The 17,058-nt window shown below is 71.9% G+C and carries 22 protein-coding genes; 12 read left to right on the top strand and 10 right to left on the bottom strand.

The genetic code is table 11. The annotated features are described in order from the left end of the window. Positions 1-524 precede the first annotated feature (524 nt). The gene (locus VGN18_RS09325; protein ID WP_327539399.1) at positions 525-872 is read right to left on the bottom strand and encodes a histidine triad nucleotide-binding protein; all 348 of its coding nucleotides are present in this window, start codon (positions 870-872) and stop codon (positions 525-527) included. Positions 873-977: 105 nt separating this feature from the next. On the opposite strand from VGN18_RS09325, the gene VGN18_RS09330 reads away from it, so the two are divergent. The 3 genes from VGN18_RS09330 (at position 978) to VGN18_RS09340 (ending at position 2,961) form a co-directional block, all read left to right on the top strand. Beyond that, positions 978-1,499, top strand: coding sequence for a SigE family RNA polymerase sigma factor (locus VGN18_RS09330; RefSeq protein WP_327539400.1), 522 nt, complete (start codon positions 978-980; stop codon positions 1,497-1,499). Then, positions 1,496-2,551 carry a hypothetical protein gene (locus VGN18_RS09335; protein WP_327539401.1) on the top strand — a complete coding sequence of 352 codons (1,056 nt, stop codon included), beginning with the start codon at positions 1,496-1,498 and terminating at the stop codon, positions 2,549-2,551. Before VGN18_RS09330 ends, VGN18_RS09335 begins: the two co-directional genes overlap by 4 nt. Positions 2,552-2,646: 95 nt before the next feature. Next, entirely contained in the window at positions 2,647-2,961 is a 315-nt protein-coding gene (locus tag VGN18_RS09340) for a YceI family protein (RefSeq protein ID WP_327539402.1), read from the top strand. A 5-nt stretch (positions 2,962-2,966) separates the two neighbouring features. Here VGN18_RS09340 and VGN18_RS09345 read toward each other — a convergent pair whose 3' ends face one another. The 3 genes from VGN18_RS09345 to hrcA all read right to left on the bottom strand — a co-directional run bounded on the left by VGN18_RS09345 (position 2,967) and on the right by hrcA (position 5,968). Further along, positions 2,967-3,698: a 16S rRNA (uracil(1498)-N(3))-methyltransferase gene (locus VGN18_RS09345; RefSeq protein ID WP_327539403.1), complete on the bottom strand. Its 732-nt coding sequence runs from the start codon at positions 3,696-3,698 to the stop codon at positions 2,967-2,969. Between the two features lie 3 nt (positions 3,699-3,701). Beyond that, positions 3,702-4,856 (bottom strand): molecular chaperone DnaJ, encoded by a 1,155-nt coding sequence (gene dnaJ / locus VGN18_RS09350; RefSeq protein ID WP_414655035.1) that lies wholly within the window; start codon positions 4,854-4,856, stop codon positions 3,702-3,704. Between the two features lie 92 nt (positions 4,857-4,948). Beyond that, positions 4,949-5,968 (bottom strand): heat-inducible transcriptional repressor HrcA, encoded by a 1,020-nt coding sequence (gene hrcA / locus VGN18_RS09355; protein ID WP_327539405.1) that lies wholly within the window; start codon positions 5,966-5,968, stop codon positions 4,949-4,951. A 104-nt stretch (positions 5,969-6,072) separates the two neighbouring features. Here hrcA and VGN18_RS09360 point away from each other — a divergent pair, with 104 nt between their 5' ends. Next, entirely contained in the window at positions 6,073-6,384 is a 312-nt protein-coding gene (locus tag VGN18_RS09360; protein ID WP_327539513.1) for a type II toxin-antitoxin system VapB family antitoxin, read from the top strand. Between the two features lie 76 nt (positions 6,385-6,460). On the opposite strand, the gene hemW is transcribed toward VGN18_RS09360, so the two are convergent. From hemW to VGN18_RS09375, 3 genes are read right to left on the bottom strand one after another with little or no spacing between them, the layout of a single operon-like run. Further along, positions 6,461-7,705, bottom strand: a complete 1,245-nt coding sequence (gene hemW, locus VGN18_RS09365) for a radical SAM family heme chaperone HemW (protein ID WP_327539406.1) — start codon at positions 7,703-7,705, stop codon at positions 6,461-6,463. Positions 7,706-7,732: 27 nt separating this feature from the next. Beyond that, positions 7,733-7,984: a barstar family protein gene (locus VGN18_RS09370; protein ID WP_327539407.1), complete on the bottom strand. Its 252-nt coding sequence runs from the start codon at positions 7,982-7,984 to the stop codon at positions 7,733-7,735. Positions 7,985-7,993: 9 nt separating this feature from the next. Continuing rightward, entirely contained in the window at positions 7,994-8,419 is a 426-nt protein-coding gene (locus VGN18_RS09375; protein ID WP_327539408.1) for a ribonuclease domain-containing protein, read from the bottom strand. A gap of 65 nt (positions 8,420-8,484) precedes the next feature. On the opposite strand from VGN18_RS09375, the gene VGN18_RS09380 reads away from it, so the two are divergent. Genes VGN18_RS09380 through VGN18_RS09395 form a run of 4 tightly spaced genes read left to right on the top strand, consistent with a single transcriptional unit; the run spans position 8,485 to position 10,992 of the window. Beyond that, a complete protein-coding gene (locus tag VGN18_RS09380; protein WP_327539409.1) occupies positions 8,485-9,228 on the top strand; it encodes a dienelactone hydrolase family protein in 744 nt (247 codons plus the stop codon). A 1-nt stretch (position 9,229) separates the two neighbouring features. Next, positions 9,230-9,502 carry a DUF6295 family protein gene (locus VGN18_RS09385; protein ID WP_327539410.1) on the top strand — a complete coding sequence of 91 codons (273 nt, stop codon included), beginning with the start codon at positions 9,230-9,232 and terminating at the stop codon, positions 9,500-9,502. Between the two features lie 9 nt (positions 9,503-9,511). Beyond that, positions 9,512-10,480, top strand: coding sequence for a zinc-binding dehydrogenase (locus VGN18_RS09390; RefSeq protein ID WP_327539411.1), 969 nt, complete (start codon positions 9,512-9,514; stop codon positions 10,478-10,480). Continuing rightward, positions 10,477-10,992, top strand: a complete 516-nt coding sequence (locus tag VGN18_RS09395; RefSeq protein ID WP_327539412.1) for a 2'-5' RNA ligase family protein — start codon at positions 10,477-10,479, stop codon at positions 10,990-10,992. Before VGN18_RS09390 ends, VGN18_RS09395 begins: the two co-directional genes overlap by 4 nt. A 1-nt stretch (position 10,993) precedes the next feature. Here VGN18_RS09395 and lepA read toward each other — a convergent pair whose 3' ends face one another. Both lepA and VGN18_RS09405 read right to left on the bottom strand, forming a co-directional pair. Then, a complete protein-coding gene (gene lepA, locus VGN18_RS09400; RefSeq protein ID WP_414655034.1) occupies positions 10,994-12,886 on the bottom strand; it encodes a translation elongation factor 4 in 1,893 nt (630 codons plus the stop codon). Positions 12,887-12,901: 15 nt separating this feature from the next. Then, positions 12,902-13,270: a helix-turn-helix domain-containing protein gene (locus tag VGN18_RS09405; protein WP_327539414.1), complete on the bottom strand. Its 369-nt coding sequence runs from the start codon at positions 13,268-13,270 to the stop codon at positions 12,902-12,904. Positions 13,271-13,349: 79 nt separating this feature from the next. On the opposite strand from VGN18_RS09405, the gene VGN18_RS09410 reads away from it, so the two are divergent. The 4 genes from VGN18_RS09410 to rpsT all read left to right on the top strand — a co-directional run bounded on the left by VGN18_RS09410 (position 13,350) and on the right by rpsT (position 15,850). Next, entirely contained in the window at positions 13,350-13,973 is a 624-nt protein-coding gene (locus tag VGN18_RS09410; protein ID WP_327539415.1) for an NAD(P)-dependent oxidoreductase, read from the top strand. Between the two features lie 42 nt (positions 13,974-14,015). Beyond that, entirely contained in the window at positions 14,016-14,996 is a 981-nt protein-coding gene (locus VGN18_RS09415; RefSeq protein ID WP_327539416.1) for a ribose-phosphate pyrophosphokinase, read from the top strand. Positions 14,997-15,076: 80 nt separating this feature from the next. Continuing rightward, complete coding sequence (locus VGN18_RS09420; protein ID WP_327539417.1) at positions 15,077-15,454, top strand: hypothetical protein; 378 nt, start codon at positions 15,077-15,079, stop codon at positions 15,452-15,454. A gap of 135 nt (positions 15,455-15,589) precedes the next feature. Further along, positions 15,590-15,850: a 30S ribosomal protein S20 gene (gene rpsT, locus VGN18_RS09425; RefSeq protein ID WP_327539418.1), complete on the top strand. Its 261-nt coding sequence runs from the start codon at positions 15,590-15,592 to the stop codon at positions 15,848-15,850. Between the two features lie 126 nt (positions 15,851-15,976). Here rpsT and holA read toward each other — a convergent pair whose 3' ends face one another. Then, positions 15,977-16,981 (bottom strand): DNA polymerase III subunit delta, encoded by a 1,005-nt coding sequence (holA, locus tag VGN18_RS09430; RefSeq protein WP_349259869.1) that lies wholly within the window; start codon positions 16,979-16,981, stop codon positions 15,977-15,979. Between the last annotated feature and the right edge of the window lie 77 nt (positions 16,982-17,058).

A 17,058-nucleotide genomic window follows, 5' to 3' on the forward strand; every position in this document is an offset into this window, starting at 1 on the left:
TGACTGTGGTGACAATGCAGGCTTTCTGGTCGGGCTTCGCGGTCGCCGCGGGAAGGGGCGACGACTCCACTGTACCGGCGGGAAGGCCCCCGATAACGGGTCGATGTGGTTGCCAGACGACACGGACGCCGGCGCAGTCGCGGAACGCTGCATCGCGAGTGACGACTGGTAGCGGCTCGCGCACGCTCTGAGCCGCCAGCATGCGGTCGGAGGGATCGCGGTGGGACCAGGAGACCGCCGGCAGTCAACGCGTGCCGGCTCGTCACCGCCGATTCGCCTGCGCCGAGTCGCGCCAGTTTCTCGCTGTAACGACCCGAAGATGGTCGTCGCGGTGGATGCGATGACCGACCGGGCGGTCGCGGAAAGTCGGTCCGGGCTGATCCGCGCCCACGCCAGCGTGTGGGTGTCGAGAAGCACCCTCGCCGACCCGGTCGGCGTGCTCACGACCAGAGCTCCGACCCGTCGTCGGGCCGGGCCGCCCAGCGTGAGCGATCTGACCAACCGGACCAGACCAAGCAGACCGGTCAGCCAGGCGGCCAGCCCATGGGGCGGCCGGCGAGGACGTGGGCGTGCACGTGGAACACGCTCTGACCGACCTCGGCGCCGGTGTTCAGGACGGTCCGGAAGTGCTCGAGCCCCTCCTGGGCCACCAGCCCGCGGATGCCGGCGAGCAGCCCGGCGGCGGCATCGGGATCGCGGCCGAGATCGGCGACGTCGCTGAAGTGCTTCCTCGGCACGACGAGGACGTGCGTCGGGGCCTGGGGATTGAGGTCGGCGAAGGCGTACGCGTGCTCGTCCTCGTAGACCTTGGTCGAGGGGATGTCGCCCGCGACGATCCCGCAGAAAAGGCAATCGGGCGAGGAGGTTGTCATGGGGTCGAAGATTACGCACGTGGTCCGCGTGCAACGGATCCGCCGCGGGCCGCGTATGGATCGATGAGGCGGCGGTCGGCGCGGCCCGGACGGGAGGGATCGCCGGTGGACGACGCCGCGGTGCGTTCGGATTTCGAGGACTTCGCGCGCGAGTACTGGTCGACGCTGATGAGCATCGGGGTCGCGGTGTCCGGCTCGCGGGCCGAGGCCGAGGATCTCGTGCAGACCGCGCTGGCGAACGCCTATGTGCGCTGGCGCCGGATCCGGCGCGACCAGGCGCTGGCCTACCTGCGCCGCTCGATCCTCAACGGCAACGTGAGTCGCTGGCGGCGGCACCGGGGCAGCGAGCTCGTGGTCGCGGAACCGCCGGAGCGGGCGGTGTCGCGGTCGGGGACACAGGGCGTCGACGACCGGCAGATACTGCTGCCGCTGCTGCGGGCGTTGCCGCCCCGGCAACGCGCCGTGCTGGTGCTGCGCTACCTCGGCGACGTCCCCGACGACGAGATCGCCGAGACGCTCGAGATCTCGGTCGGCACCGTGCGCAGCCAGGCCTTCCGCGGTCTCGCCGCCCTCCGCGCCGCCACCGGCGTCCCCACCACCGACTCCCGGGAAGAGGTCACGTCATGACGTTCGACGACGAGATCACCGCGGCCCTGCGCCGCGACCTGCAGGCCGCCCACGTCGGCTTCGATGCCGCCCGGGCCGAGGACATGATCCGGGTGGCGACGCAGTCCGCCCCGCTCGGCGAGCGGCGCGCCTACGCCGCTCCCCTCGCCGCCGCGGCCGCCGTCGTCGTCATCGGTGGGGGTGTCGCCACGTTCGCCGCCACCCGCGACAGCGGGACCGCCACGGGCGGGGGCCCGGTGCCGCCGGTCCCCTGCCCCCCGACCTCGACGTCGGCCGCGCCGAGCGAGTCGGCCTCGGCGATCCCGCCGGTGTACCCGCTCCCGGCCGCTCCCCCCTCGACGCTCTACCCGACGCCGGTCACGTCCACCGCGTCCGACCTGCCGCTGCACCTGCCGAGCAGCACTCCCGTTCCGTCGGCGAGCGGCTCGGCCACCGCAGCTCCGCCGAACGGCGGCATCGCGATGACCCTGCCGCCGGTGAGCACGACGCCGGCCGTTCCGGGCTCGACCGTCGAACCGACGGTCGTGCTGAAGCCGCTCCCGTCGACCAGCCCGACCGACGACCCGTGTACCCGGACCGATGCCCCCACCTCGAGCGATATGCCGAGTCCCGTGCCCACTACGCCCTGCGAGCCCGGCGCGCTCGACCCCGGATTCTGCGGCAGCTCGGTGCCGGCCTACTCCTCGTCGCTCACGATCGGGCTGACGGTGCGCGCGAACGCGCACAGCACGGGGACGGCAACGATGCCGCTGGCCTCGGGCGACACCTTCGTCGTGACCGAGTTGCGGTTCCACAACAGTGACGACACCGGCCGAATCCGGTTCGTGCAGGGAAGCACGGTCGTCCTCGATCAGGCCCTCGCCGGCCTCGGCGACCACACCTTCACACTCGACGCGGCGCGCCAGTTTCCCGTGTCCGCCGGCAAGCCGTTGACGATCGGGATCGACTGCGCGAACACGTCCACCGCGTGCGCGCCGACGGTGGAGATCACCGGGCATTACGAGGCCCCGTCCACCACGACCAGCAGCACCCCGACCCCGACGCACCCCTGACCCCCGCGCGGCGAGGGCCTTACACCGGGGTGCGCAGCCGCCAGGTCGCGATCTCGGTGCGGCTGGTGAAGCCGAGCTTGGCCAGGATGCTGCGCATGAGCATCGCCCTCGGCCTCGCCGCGGGAGTCTGGCAGTTCCGCAGCAGCCTGAGCAGCGCCGGCTTCACGTTCGACGCCACCGGCATCGCGCCGGGCGAGGACGGCTGGTCGGTCCCCGGCGTGCTCGCCGGCCACGGGCACCGCACCGCGATCACCCTCGGCGCCACGGTCACGCCGGGCGACGGCAGCACCCTCGCCGTGCACGCGACGGCCGAGTTCGACCGGCGCGACCTCGGCATCACGGCGCCGCGGTTCCTCCTCGGCACCCGGGTCCGCATCACCGTCGACGCGGTCTTCGCTGCGCCGGCGTAGTCCGGTCAGCCCCACCGCCCGAGCCGCAGCGACAGCGCGGCGAGGACGGCGGGGCCGGCCGTCGAGGTGCGCAGCACCGGATCGCCCAGCCGCACCGGCACCGCGCCGACCGCACCGAACGAGTCCAGCTCGTCGCCGGAGATGCCGCCCTCGGGGCCGACGACGGCGACGATCTCGCCGCCGCTCGGCAGGTCGAGCGCGGCAAGGGACGTCGTCGCGTCCTCGTGCAGCACCAGCGCGAGCGCGGCGCCCGCCAGCCGCGCCGCCACCTGGGTCGTCGAGGCCGCCGGGTCGACCACCGGCACCCGGGCCCGACGGCTCTGCTTCGCCGCCTCCCGCGCGGTGCGGCGCCACTTGTCCAGCCCCTTGTCGCCCCTCGGCCCGTGCCACTGCGTGATCGAGCGCGACGCCGACCACGGCACGATCGCGTCGACCCCGAGCTCGGTCATCGTCTCGACGGCCAGCTCGGCCCGCTCGCCCTTGGGCAGGGCCTGCACGATCACCAGCCGCGGATCGGGTTCGGCGACCGACCGCCGCGCGGTGACGGTCAGCCGCAACCCGTCGGTGAGAGCCGCGGCGACCACGCACTCGGCCAGCGCACCGCGGCCGTCGGCCACCCACACGACCTCGCCGGCGCCGAGCCGCTTCACCCGGGCCGCGTGACGACCCTCGTCGCCGCCGAGCGTGAACTCCGCACCGTCGTCGAGCGCGTCGACGAGGAACAGCGGCGGGGTCATCGGCTACTGCCGGAAGGCGTCGCGCACCTTGCCGAACAGTCCGGCCGACCGCGTCGTGACCGCGACATCCTCCGAGCGCAGCTCGGCGAGCTCGCGCAGCAGGCGCTCCTGCTCCTCGTCCAGCCGGGTCGGGGTACGCACCTCGACGTGCACGAAGAGATCGCCCCGCGCGGTGCTGCGCAGCTTGGGCACGCCCTTGCCGCGCAGGTGCAGCACGGCGCCGCTCTGCGTGCCGGCCCGGACCTCGATCTTCTCCTCGGAGTCGAGGGTGCTCAGCACGAGTTCGCTGCCGAGCGCGGCCGAGGTCATCGGCACGCCGATCGTGCAGTGCAGGTCGGCGCCCTCGCGGGTGAACGTCTCGTGCGGGATCTCGGAGATCTCGATGTACAGGTCGCCGGCCGGGCCGCCGCCGGGGCCGACCTCACCCTGGCCGCTGAGCCGGATGCGCATGCCGTCCTCGATGCCGGACGGCACGTCGACGGTCTTGGTGCGGCGGGCCCGCACCCGCCCCTCGGTGCCACACGTCGGGCACGGGGACGGGATCTGCTCGCCGGTGCCGCCACAGGCCGAGCAGGCCCGCGTGGTCATGACCTGGCCGAGGAAGGAACGCTGGACCGACTGGATCTCGCCGGCGCCGCCACACGTGGCGCAGGTGCGCGGCGAGGTGCCGGGCGCGCAGCCGTTGCCGGTGCAGGTCTCGCAGACGACGGCGGTGTCGACGACGATCTCGCGCCGCACGCCGAACGCCGTCTCCTCCAGCGTCAGCGAGATCTGCAGCAGCGCGTCCGAACCGGGACGCACACGGCTGCGCCGACCGCGGCCGCCACCCATCGGGCCGCCGCCGCCGAAGAATGCCTCGAAGACGTCGCCGAACCCGCCGAAGCCACTGAAGCCACCGCTGCCGGCACCGGCGCCGCCGCCCTGCGAGAGCGGGTCGCCGCCGAGGTCGACGATGCGCCGCTTCTCGGGGTCGGACAGCACCTCGTAGGCGGTCGTGACCGCCTTGAACCGGTCCTGCGCCGCGGGGTCGGGGTTGACGTCGGGGTGCAGCTCGCGGGCGAGCTTGCGGTAGGCGCGCTTGAGCTCCTCGGGCGTCGCGTCCTTCTTCACGCCGAGCAGGTCGTAGTAGTTGCGCGGGGTTTCAGCCACGAATCGGATCCGTCCTCAATTGCGTCTGGCACTCAGGTGCGGCGAGTGCCAGTTCAGTGTACGGATCTGAGCGGGGTGCGCTCAGCCCGTGGTGGGGCGCCTCACCGCTCCTCGAGCAGCGTCCCGACGTAGCGCGCCACGGCGGCGACGCGGGCCATGGTGTGCGCGTAATCCATGCGGCGCGGGCCGAGCACGCCGACGGCGCCGAGGGCCGAGCCGCGCACCCCGTAACCGCTCGACACCACGGCCGCGGTGGCCAACCCCTCGTGCTGGGTCTCGTTGCCGATGGCCACCACGATCTTCGACGACGAGACCGACTGGTCGAGCAGGCGCAGCAGCACCACCTGCTCCTCGAGCGCCTCGAGCACCGGGCGGATCGCCGGGAAGTCGAGCGTGCGCTCGGTCAGGTTGGCCGTGCCGCCGAGCAGGATCCGGTCGCTGCTCGGCTCCACGAGCACCTCGAGCAGCACCGAGGTGAGCGTGGCCAGCAGGCCGCGCAGCTCGGGCACCACGTGGGTCGGCAGGTCGCCGATGACCTCGGGGGCCTCGGCGAGCAGGCGGTCGCGCAGCCGCGCGTTCAGCGTCGCCCGCAGCTCGTAGACGACGGTGTCCATCACCTCGGCCGGCAGCTCGACGATGCGTTGCTCGACGCGTCCGGTGTCGGTGATCACCACCAGCATCAGCCGCGAGGCCGTGAGCATGACGAGTTCAAGATGGCGGATGCGGCTGCGTGACAGCGACGGGTACTGGACGACCGCAACGTTGCGGGTGAGCTGGGCCAGCGTGCGCACGGCCCGGTGCAGCACGTCGTCGAGATCGACCGCGCCGTCGAGGAAGGTGTGGATCGCCCGCTTCTCCGCCCCCGACAGCGGTTTGATCTCGGTCAGCTTGTCGACGAACATCCGGTAGCCGGCGTCGGTGGGCACCCGCCCCGCGCTGGTGTGCGGCTGCGCGATCAGGCCGTCCTCCTCGAGGGCAGCCATGTCGTTGCGGATCGTCGCGGGCGAGACGCCGAGGTTGTGCCGGTCGACGAGGGCCTTGCTGCCCACCGGCTCGTTGGTGACGATGAAGTCCTCGACGATGGCGCGCAGCACCTCGAGCTTGCGGTCCTCGACGCCCACGTCAGATCGACCCCTTCCGTATGGCTCCAGCTTAGGGCGCGTTCCGGACGCGGCGTGACGATAGGGTCGGGATGACCACTTCGGCACTGCGGCAGGGGCAGCACGTGATCTTCAAGGCGGTACGGGACGGGCGTCCCTACCCCGACCACGGCCTGTCGACGCGCGACTGGGCCAACGTGCCGCCACGCACGGTCCGGCTCGACGAGCTGACCACCACCAAGCGCCAGCTCGAACTCGACCACCTGCTGGACGAGGACTCCACGTTCTACGGCGACCTCTTCCCGCACGCCGTGCTGTGGCACGGCGACACCTACCTCGAGGACGGCCTGCACCGGGCGTTGCGGGCCGCGCTGCAGGGCCGCAACACGCTGCACGTGCGCATCCTCGATCTCGACGCCCTGCGCGCCGGCGGTTAGACGGCGGCCTACCCCGCCGCGCTCGGGTCGGCCGCCGACGGCGACTGTGCCCGTTGGTTCGCTGCGCAGGCGTGGCTCACACCACCGCCAGCAGGTCCTTCACGACCGCGTCGGCCATCAGGCGGCCGCGCTGGGTGAGTACGAGCTGCCCCTCGCCGTGGCGGGCCGGGTCGACCAGCCCCCAGCGCACCAGCTGCGGCAGCACCTCGCGGGACGCCTCGGGCAGGGAGCCGACGGCCAGCCCCTCGCGGCGGCGCACGCCCAGCATCACCCGTTCGGTCAGCCGGGCGTCGGCGTCCAGGGTCTCGCGGCCGGCGGCCGGGCTCTGGTTGGCGTCGAGCAGGGCCGCGTAGCGTGCCGGATGCTTCACGTTCCACCAGCGCACCCCGCCGACGTGGCTGTGCGCGCCCGGCCCGACGCCCCACCAATTCGCGTCGCTCCAGTACAGCTCGTTGTGCCGGCAGCGGCCGGCCGGCGTCCGGGCCCAGTTGGAGATCTCGTACCACTCGAATCCGGCGGCCCGCAGGGTCTCGTCGGCCATCACGTAGCGGTCGGCCATCGCATCGTCGTCGGGCGCGGGCACGACCCCGGACGCGACCTGCCGGGCGAGCGCCGTGCCCTCCTCCACGACCAGCGCGTACGCGCTCACGTGGTCGGGGCCGGCCGCGACGGCGGCGTCGAGGGAGGCCTGCCAATCGGCGTCGGTCTCGTGCGGCGAGCCGTAGATGAGGTCGAGGTTGACGTGCTCGAAGCCGGCCGCGCGGGCCTCGGCCACGGCCTCCTCGGGCCGGCCCGGCCGGTGCGTGCGGTCGAGCACGGCGAGCACCTTCGGCACGGCCGACTGCATGCCGAGCGAGATGCGGTTGAAGCCGGCGTCGCGCAACTTGGCCAGGTACGAGGGTGTCACCGTGTCGGGGTTGGCCTCGGTGGTGATCTCGACATCGCGGGCCAGCCCGAACCGCTCACGGATCTCGGCGATGATCAGCCCGAGGTGCTCGGCCGGGAGCAGCGTCGGCGTGCCGCCGCCGAAGAACACCGTCGACACCGGCGGCACCCGATCCTCGGCCATGGGCGCCGCGGCGAGCACGTCGGCAGCCAGGCGCAGCTCCAGCAGCACGGTGTCGGCGTAGCTGCCCCGGCTGACCCCGTCGCCCAGTTCGACGGCGGTGTAGGTGTTGAAATCGCAGTAGCCGCAGCGGGTCTGGCAGAACGGCACGTGCACGTACACGCCGAACGGCTGATCGCGCGCACCGTCGAGCGCGGTGCGGGGCAGGCGGCCGTCGGGCGGCGGCGGATCACCGTGGGGCAGGGCGGAGGGCACGGAACCAGTGTGCGCTCCGGGGCCGGGTCAGGCCGTCAGGCGGACCGGGCGGGGGCCGTCGGCCGTCTCGACCTCGGCGGTCACGAGCACCCGCATCAACCGCACGGCGTCGTCCATCGGCAGCGCGCGCAGGTCGGGCAGCTCGAGCGTGACCTCGCCCTCGGGGCGCCAGGAGAGGTCACGCAGCACGTCGGCCAGGCCGTCGAGGTTGGGCGAGGCCCAGTCCGGCACGGCGAGCCGCGCGTAGAGCTCAGCGATCGTCGCCTTCAGGTCGGTCATCGAGAATCCTCACCGGTTGACGTCCACACGTTGGAAGGTCGCGTAGTGGTCGCCCGTGTACCAGAACTCCCCGCCCCCACCCATGATCATCCGCCGGGCACCGCGGTCACGTGAACCCGGGGTCGGCACGGTGTACTCGTGGTAGTAGCCGGTCGGTTCGCTCGGCAGGTGCCGCTCGTTGTTGCGGAACACGACGCCGTCGTTGCGCGGGTACGGGAACGGGCCGCCCTGCTCGATGAGGTGCACCGTCGCCCCGGCCTGTTGGGGCAGCGACGAGAGCGGGACCCGGGCAGATGACGTGCTCGCGCTCGTCGATCCGCTCGTCCTCGCATGGTCGCCCGAGGACAACGCCTTGACGCCGTAGCCGACGACCAGCGCGGCCAGCAGCGCGACCAGCGCGACCAGCGGCCTACGGGTTCGACGGACTCGGCGCACGATCGCTGACTCTAAACGGCTCCCCCGCCGGACGTTCCTCAGCCGCAGGTGATTCGATCGAACTCATGGGCGACACCTTGACGGCAGAGACGATCCGGATCAGCGGCGACAACGGGGACGAGATCGAGGCCTATCTCGCGCGTCCCGACGGCAGCGCGGCGCGCGGCGGCGTGGTGGTCATTCACCACCTGCCCGGCTACGACCGCGCGACGAAAGAGATCGTGCGGCGCTTCGCCGAGCTGGGCTACGACGCGATCTGCCCCAACCTCTACTGGCGCCAGGCGCCCGGGGCCGCGCCTGACGACGCCGCGGCCACGGCGCGGGCGCAGGGCGGCATCCCCGACTCCCAGCTCGTCGGCGACGTCGGCGGGGCCGCGGCGTACCTGCGCTCGCTCGATACCTCGAACGGCAAGGTCGGCGTCATCGGCTACTGCTCGGGCGGCCGGCAGACCGTGCTCGCCGCCTGCAACGTCGATGTGGACGCCGCGGTCGACTGCTACGGCGCCTACGTCGTCGGCACGCCACCCGAGGGCTTCCCGCTCAAGGTGACAAACCTCGTCGACCAGCTGCCCCACCTGCGGGCCCCCCTGCTCGGCCTGTTCGGCAACGACGACCAGCACCCGTCACCGGCGCACGTCGACGAGCTCGACGAGCGGCTGACCGAGCTCGGCAAGCCGCACGAGTTCCACCGCTACGACAACGCCGGCCACGCGTTCTTCTCCACCGATCGCCCGTCCTACCGCGTCGAGGCGGCGAACGACGGCTGGGAGCAGATCACCGACTTCTACGCGACCCATCTCGGAGGCTGACATGTGTACCTACGCCACTCTCACCGCGCCGATGACGGGCAGCGCCAAGGGTCCCAACGGCAGCTGGTTCCGGGTCACCGATGCCACTGTGTACTTCGACCACCCGGTCCACGCGATGGCCGAACACACCCTCAACATCGACCTCGCCGCCCCGGCCAAGGGGCCGTCGGCCCGGGTGGCGGTCGAGCTGACCGCCGAGTCGGCCCGCGCGCTGATCGCGGCGATCCAGGGCGCCCTGGACAGCGCCCCCGCCGAGATGTCGGGCGCTCGCTAGGGTCGGGACATGCGCGCCGCCTACGCCGAATCCTTCAACCCGGACCAGCCGCTCGACGGGCTGGTGGTCGGCGAACGCCCCGATCCCGAACCGCCGGAGGGCTGGACCCGGGTCAGGGTGAAGGCGGCCAGCCTCAACCACCACGATCTCTGGACGCTGCGCGGGGTCGGCATCAAAGCCGAGCAGCTGCCGATGATCCTGGGCTGCGACGCCGCCGGCATCGACGAGTCGACCGGCGAGGAGGTCGTCGTCCACGCGGTGATCAACACGCCGGGCTGGACGGGCGACGACACGACCGATCCGGGTCGCACGCTGCTGTCGGAGAAGCACCAGGGCTCGCTGGCCGAGTACGTGATCGTGCCGAAGCGCAACGTGCTGCCCAAGCCGGCCGACCTGTCCTTCGGCGAGGCCGCCTGCCTGTCGACCGCCTGGCTGACGGCGTACCGGATGCTGTTCACGAAGTCCGGACTCAAGCCGGGCCAGTCGGTGCTGGTGCAGGGTGCGAGCGGCGGCGTGGCCACCGCCTGCATCGCGATGGCCCGGGCGGCCGGGTTCACCGTCTACGCGACGGCGCGCACCGAGGACAAGCAGGCCCGGGCCCTCGAGCTCGGCGCGCACCGGGCCTTCGCCTCGGGCGCGCGGCTGCCCGAGAAGGTCGACGCCGTGATGGAGACCGTCGGCGAGGCGACCTACTCGCACTCGGCCCGCTCGCTCAAGCCGGGCGGGCGGATCGTCATCTCGGGCGCGACCTCCGGCCCGAACCCGCCGGCCGACCTGAACCGGTTCTTCTTCCTCCAGCTCGAGCTCGTCGGCTCGACCATGGGGACGAAGACCGAGCTGGCCCAGCTCATCTCGTTCCTGCACTCCACCGGGCTGCGGCCGCACATCGACCGCACGCTGCCACTCGACCGCATCGGCGAGGGCCTCGAGGCGATGGCCTCGGGTGACCTCGTCGGCAAGATCGTCATCGAGATGTGACGACCGCGGTCGTCTGCGCGGCGTTCGACACGGCCGGCGACGAGCAGGTCGAACGCCTGCGCCGGCTGGTCGAGCGTGAGGGACTGCGGGTGCGGCGGGCGCACCGCCCGCATCTCACGCTCGCCGCGGCGCGGGTCGCGGACCCGGCCGCGGTCGTGACGCGCGCCGGCGAGATCGCCGCCCGCCACGCACCCTTCACGCTCACCTCGACCGGGTTGGCGTCGTTCGAGGCGGGCGTGCTGTTCGTCGCGATCACCGCGACCGATGCGCTGCAGGCGTTGCAGCACGACGCGCACACCACCCTCGCCGGGCACTGGCCGCCCGCGTTCGGGGCGCGGAGCGAGCCGGACGGGTGGCTCGCGCACTGCACGCTCGCCACCCGGGTGCCCCCGCCGGCGCTGCGCCGCCTCACGGCACGGCCGGTCGAAGGGTTCCGGCTGACCGTCGATGCGCTGGCCGTGATCGCCGTCGGCGGTCAGGGCGACATCGCCCACCTGCCGCTCGGGGGCTGACCTACTTCTTGGCCGGGGCGTCGGAGGTGGAGAGCGCGGCGATGAAGGCCTCCTGCGGCACCTCGACGCGGCCCACCATCTTCATCCGCTTCTTGCCTTCCTTCTGCTTCTCCAGCAGCTTGCGCTTGCGGGTGATGTCACCGCCGTAGCACTTGGCCAGGACGTCCTTGCGGATCGCGCTGATGTTCTCGCGGGCGATGACGCGCGAACCGATCGCGGCCTGGATCGGCACCTCGAACTGCTGGCGCGGGATGAGCTTGCGCAGCTTGGTCGTCATCGACGTCCCGTAGGCGTAGGCCTTGTCCTTGTGGACGATGGCCGAGAACGCGTCGACCGGTTCGCCCTGCAGCAGGATGTCGACCTTGACGAGGTCGGACGACTGCTCGCCCTGGAGCTCGTAGTCGAGGCTGGCGTAGCCCCGCGTGCGCGACTTCAGCTGGTCGAAGAAGTCAAATATGATCTCGGCCAGCGGCAGCGTGTAGCGCAGCTCGACCCGGGTCTCGGACAGGTAGTCCATGCCGCCGAGGTTGCCGCGCCGCTCCTGGCAGAGCTCCATGATCGCACCGATGTACTCGCTCGGCGCGATGATCATCGCCTTCACGTACGGCTCGTAGGTCTCGTTGACCTTGAGCCCGGCCGGCCAGTCGGACGGGTTGGTGACGACGTGCTCGACACCGTCCTCGAGCACGACGCGGTAGACGACGTTCGGTGCGGTGCTGATGAGATCGAGGTCGAACTCGCGCTCGAGGCGGTCGCGGGTGATCTCGAGGTGCAGCAGGCCGAGGAAGCCGCAGCGGAAGCCGAAGCCGAGCGCGGCGCTCGACTCGGGCTCGTAGACCAGGGCGGCGTCGTTGAGCTGCAGTCGGTCCAGGGCGTCGCGCAGCAGCGGGTAGTCCGAGCCGTCCATCGGATAGAGCCCGGAGTAGACCATCGGCTTCGGGTCGCGGTAGCCACCGAGGCTCTCCTTGGCCGGCTTCGCGGCGTCGGTGACGGTGTCTCCGACGCGCGACTGGCGCACGTCCTTCACGCCGGTGATCAGGTAGCCGACCTCGCCGACGGACAGCCCGGCCGAGGGCACCGGTTCGGGCGAGATGACGCCGATCTCGAGCAGCTCGTGGGTGGCCTGCGTGGACATCATCTTGATCCGCTCACGCGGGGTGAACTGGCCGTCGACGACGCGGATGTAGGTGATGACGCCGCGGTAGATGTCGTAGACCGAATCGAAGATCATCGCCCGGCCCGGCGCATCCGCCTCGCCGACCGGCGCGGGAACGTCCCGGCAGATCACGTCGAGCAGGGCCTCGACCCCTTCGCCCGTCTTGGCGCTGACCCGCAGCACGTCGTCGGGCTCGCAGCCGATGATGTGCGCCAGCTCGGCGGCGTAGAGATCGGGCTGGGCGGCCGGGAGGTCGATCTTGTTCAGCACGGGGACGATCTGCAGGTCGTTCTCGAGCGCCAGGTAGAGGTTGGCCAGGGTCTGCGCCTCGATGCCCTGGGCGGCGTCGACGAGCAGCACCGCACCCTCGCACGCGGCCAGGCTGCGCGAGACCTCGTAGGTGAAGTCGACGTGGCCGGGGGTGTCGATCATGTGCAGGACGTGCGGCACGCCGGTCTCGCGGCTCGTCCACGGCATGCGCACGTTCTGCGCCTTGATGGTGATGCCACGCTCGCGCTCGATGTCCATGCGGTCGAGGTACTGGGCCTTGGCCTGGCGCGGATCGAGCACACCGGTCAGCCGCAGCATCTGGTCGGCCAGCGTCGACTTGCCGTGGTCGATGTGGGCGATGATCGAGAAGTTGCGGATGATCGCCGGATCGGTCCGGCCGACGGCGCCGGCGGTCGGCGAACTGCTCAAGATGTCTCTCCGGCGGGTCGGGTGAAGCGTCCGCCCCATGTTCTCACGGCCCGGTCAACCGCCATGACGCTCGCGCGCGGCCATCACCTTCGACACGTTGTTCTCGGCCCAGGCCTGCACGACGGCGAGCGGTTCGCGCAGCGACCGGCCGAGGTCGGTGAGGGTGTACTCGACCCGCGGCGGCACCTCGGCGTAGACCGTGCGGGTCAGCAGCCCGTCGCGCTCCAGCCCGCGCAGGGTCTGGGTCAGCACCTTGGGGGCCACCCCACCGACCCGCTCGCGCAGCTCGCCGAAGCGCAGCGTGCCGTCGCCGAGGACGAGCACGACCAGCCCGGTCCACTTCTCGGCGATGCGGTCGAGCACCAATCGGCTCGGGCAATTGACGTCCAGGACGTTGCCGGCCCGGTCGTGCTTGGTAGTCACAAGGTAACTATGGCACGTTGAAGTACTCAGTTACCAATCGTTACTGTTGGTCTCGACCACCGCTACGAAAGGAACTCCCATGAAGATCGCCGTGTACGGCGCGACCGGCAACATCGGCTCGCGCATCGTCACCGAGGCGTTGAGGCGCGGCCACCACGTCACCGCCCTGAGTCGGCGCGAACCCACGACGCCCGTGCCCGAGGGGGCGGTCTGGCAGGCCGGCGATCTCGCCGACGCCGACGGCGTGGCCGCGGTGGCCGCCGCCCATGACGTCGTCGTCACCGCGACCGGCCCGTCTCGCGTGCCGGGCGAGGACCCGTTCGCCTTCGCCCCGCTCATCCGGGGTGCGGCCGCCGTCGTCGGCGCGACCCGGTTCTTCGTGGTCGGCGGCGCCGGCAGCCTGCTGGCCGCGCCGGGCGTGCGCCTCGTCGACACCGCCGAGTTCCCCGAGGCCTACAAGTCCGAGTCGCTCGCCGGGGCCCAGGTGCTCGAGTTCCTGCGCGGCGCCGACGACTCGCTCGACTGGGGCTACCTGTCACCGGCACCGATGATCGAGGCCGGCGAGCGCACCGGCAGCTACGCGATCGCCGACGAGGTGCCGGCCGGCAACTGGATCTCCTACGAGGACTACGCGGTCGCCGCGCTCGACGAACTCGAAGAGCCGGCCCACCGCCGCGCGCGCTTCACGGTCGCGACCCGCTGATCCCTTCCCACCGCGGGCGGGGCTCGGGATAGCCTGCACCTCATGCGCGAGATCGTGGTGCTCTCCGGGAGTGCCCACCGACCTCTTGCGACCAGCATCTGCGACGCTCTCGGTGTCCCGCTGTCGCCGGTGGAGATCCGGCGGTTCAGCAACGACTGCCTCTACGTCCAACTGCAGGAGAACTGCCGCCAGCGGGACGTCTACGTCGTGCAACCCCTCGTGCCGCCGACGCAGGAGCACCTCATGGAGCTGCTGCTGATGCTCGACGCGGCGCGAGGGGCGTCGGCGTCGCAGGTCACCGCGGTGATCCCGCACTACGCCTACGCCCGCTCGGACAAGAAGGACGCCTCGCGGATCTCGATCGCGGGGCGTCTCGTCGCCGACATGCTGACCACGGCCGGCGCCGACCGGGTTCTGACCATGACGCTGCACGCGCCGCAGGTGCACGGCTTCTTCTCCGTCCCGGTCGATCACCTGACCGCGATCGGCGAACTGGCCGACCACTTCCGCGGCCGCGACCTCGACGACACGGTCGTCGTCTCCCCCGACCTCGGCAACGCCAAGACGGCCACCCAGTTCGCCCGCCTGCTGGGCCTGCCGGTGGCGGCGGGCTCGAAGCAGCGCGTGTCCGACGACCGCGTCGTCATCGACGCGATCGTCGGCGACGTGCGCGGGAAGAAGGCGATCGTGCTCGACGACGAGATCGCGACCGGCGGGTCGATCATCGAGCTGCTGGACAAGCTGGCCGAGCAGGACTGCCCGAGCGCCGCGATCGCGTGCACCCACGGCCTGTTCGCCGGCAAGGCGGTGAAGCGGCTGCGCGAGCACCCGCTGGTGAGCGAGGTCGTCACCACCGACACCGTGCCGCCGCCCGAGGACTGGCCCGAGCTCACCGTGCGGTCCGTCGCGCCCCTGTTCGCCGAGGCGATCTCGCGCATCCACGGCGGCGAGTCGATCAGCAGCCTGTTCGACGGCGTCGACCCGACGCACGGGCCGCCGCAGCCGCAGCTGCCCTTCGGCTGACCTCCGGGTCCGGGCCGCTCGCCGGCGCGAGCACCCTCCCCCGGCACGGGTCCCGCGGACGATCCGGCAGGATGAGGGGCATGACCGACCCTCGTGCCGCCGTTGAGTACCGCCTGCCCGCCGTCGACCTGCGCAAGGGCGATCTCGTCAACACGACGCCCGGCGAGGACGACTGGCAGGAGGTCGTCGGCGTCTACCGCCAGGCCGACGACGCCAAGAGCACCGAGATCCGAACCCTCGTGTCGACCCTCGGCGGCCGCTACGTCGTGGTGCAGCTGACCGACCTCGCCCCGGTCGACGGTGGCGTGTACTTCGACGGCGAGGGCGCCGCCACCGTCTACGGCGACGACGAGAGCGAGGACCAGGCGGTCGCCGACATCGTCAGCAGCACCGACGGCGTGCGCACCTACCTCTACACGAAGTACGAGCTCGTCACGGTGCGGGCCACCAGCAGCTGATCCCGCCCGGATTTGGGGACGTTCCGGCCGCGCTGATAGTCTGGCGAGGTTGTCTGCTCGCCGGTGCACCAGCACCTAGCGGACCACCGAATCCGTCCTGCGGGTGACCACCACAACGAGAACGTCGAGGCTTTCGTGGCAAACATCAAGTCCCAGATCAAGCGCATTCGCACCAACGAGGTCGCGCGCCTGCGCAACAAGAGCGTGAAGTCGGCACTGAAGACGTCGATCCGGCACTTCCGTGAGGCGGCCGACGCCGGGAACAAGGAGCAGGCGCTCACCGCGCTCGCCACCGCGTCGCGTCACCTGGACAAGGCCGCCAGCAAGGGCGTCATCCACGCCAACCAGGCCGCCAACAAGAAGTCGGCCATGGCGCTGCGGGCGAAGTCGCTCTAACTCGAAGCTTCACCGAACGAGCCGTGTGACCCTGGTCGCACGGCTTCTTCGCGTCGCCGGACCCGCAGCGTGCGGGAATCTCAGCGAACGGAAACCTTGGCGCGCGGACCCGCAGCGTGCGGACCCTCAGCGCGCGGAGACCTTGGCGGCGCGGGCGGCGCCGATGCGGCGGACCGCCTGCTCGAGCGCGAAGGCCGGATCGGCCGCGGCGCCCTTCACATCGGCGTTGAGCGTGGCCACGACCCCGAGGGCGTGGCGCAGGCCGTCCTCGGTCCACCCCCGGCCCTGACTGCCGGCGCGCTTCACCTTCCACGGCGGCATGCCGAGCCGCTTCGCCAGCTCGTACTCGCTCCCCCGCCCGGCCGACCAGACGCGGGCCACCGACCGCACGCCGTCGGCCAGCGCGTCGGCGATCACGACGTGCGGCACCCCCACCGACAAGGCGAAGCGCAGCGCCTCGAGCGCCGGCCCGCTGCGGCCGACGACGGCGAGGTCGGACACCGCGAACCCGGTGACCTCGGCGCGCCCCTTGTGGAACGCGCGCACCATCTCCAGGCCGATGTCCCCGCCGGAGTCGCTGACCAGCTGCCCGGCCACGCTCGCGAGCTCGCGGAGGTCGCTGCCGACCGCGTCCATCAGCATCGACAGCGCCTCGGGGTCGATGCGCCCGCCGTGGCGACGGATCTCGGTGCGCACGAAGTCGGCCCGCTCGTCGGGGCGGGTCAGTTTCGTGCAGCCGATCTCCAGCGCCTTCGCCTTGCGGGCGGTGTCGAGCACGGCCTTGCCCTTGGCCCCGCCGGCGTGTTGCAGGACGACCGTCGTGCCGTCGGCCGGTGAGCTCAGGTACGGGCCGAGCACGGCCGCGGCCGCGACGCGGACGTCCTGCGCGGCCCGGATGATCATCACGCGGGCATCGCCGAACAGCGACGGCCCGAGCATCTCGTGCAGCTCGGGACCCTCGATGGCGCCGCCGGTGCGCTCGGTCTCGACCACCTCGGGGTCGACCCGGCGGGCGGCGGCGGTGACCGCGCTGATGGCTCGGTCGATGAGCAGGTCCTCGTCGCCGACCAGCAGGAGGACGCCGGGGAGCGGGCTGGGGAGATCGTCCGGGCTGACCGCTCGTGCTGGCATGCGTTCATCCTCGCACCGGGCACCGACGCGACGAGCGGGCCGGGCCCGGCGGCCGCGGCGGACGCCGCCGCGGTGCC

The organism is Jatrophihabitans sp. (assembly GCF_036000465.1).
In the GTDB taxonomy this organism is placed as follows: Bacteria; Actinomycetota; Actinomycetes; order Mycobacteriales; family Jatrophihabitantaceae; genus Jatrophihabitans.

What these genes read in the sequence shown, in the direction of transcription:
- VGN18_RS09370 (WP_327539407.1), bottom strand. Translation starts at nt 7,984, where the DNA reads ATGACCGACCTGAAGGCGACGATCGCTGAGCTCTACGCGCGGCTCGCC.
- VGN18_RS09340 (WP_327539402.1), top strand. Translation starts at nt 2,647, where the DNA reads ATGAGCATCGCCCTCGGCCTCGCCGCGGGAGTCTGGCAGTTCCGCAGC.
- VGN18_RS09345 (WP_327539403.1), bottom strand. Translation starts at nt 3,698, where the DNA reads ATGACCCCGCCGCTGTTCCTCGTCGACGCGCTCGACGACGGTGCGGAG.
- VGN18_RS09380 (WP_327539409.1), top strand. Translation starts at nt 8,485, where the DNA reads ATGGGCGACACCTTGACGGCAGAGACGATCCGGATCAGCGGCGACAAC.
- lepA (WP_414655034.1), bottom strand. Translation starts at nt 12,886, where the DNA reads ATGGGGCGGACGCTTCACCCGACCCGCCGGAGAGACATCTTGAGCAGT.
- holA (WP_349259869.1), bottom strand. Translation starts at nt 16,981, where the DNA reads ATGCCAGCACGAGCGGTCAGCCCGGACGATCTCCCCAGCCCGCTCCCC.
- VGN18_RS09390 (WP_327539411.1), top strand. Translation starts at nt 9,512, where the DNA reads ATGCGCGCCGCCTACGCCGAATCCTTCAACCCGGACCAGCCGCTCGAC.
- VGN18_RS09335 (WP_327539401.1), top strand. Translation starts at nt 1,496, where the DNA reads ATGACGTTCGACGACGAGATCACCGCGGCCCTGCGCCGCGACCTGCAG.
- VGN18_RS09410 (WP_327539415.1), top strand. Translation starts at nt 13,350, where the DNA reads ATGAAGATCGCCGTGTACGGCGCGACCGGCAACATCGGCTCGCGCATC.
- VGN18_RS09325 (WP_327539399.1), bottom strand. Translation starts at nt 872, where the DNA reads ATGACAACCTCCTCGCCCGATTGCCTTTTCTGCGGGATCGTCGCGGGC.
- VGN18_RS09415 (WP_327539416.1), top strand. Translation starts at nt 14,016, where the DNA reads ATGCGCGAGATCGTGGTGCTCTCCGGGAGTGCCCACCGACCTCTTGCG.
- VGN18_RS09420 (WP_327539417.1), top strand. Translation starts at nt 15,077, where the DNA reads ATGACCGACCCTCGTGCCGCCGTTGAGTACCGCCTGCCCGCCGTCGAC.
- VGN18_RS09385 (WP_327539410.1), top strand. Translation starts at nt 9,230, where the DNA reads ATGTGTACCTACGCCACTCTCACCGCGCCGATGACGGGCAGCGCCAAG.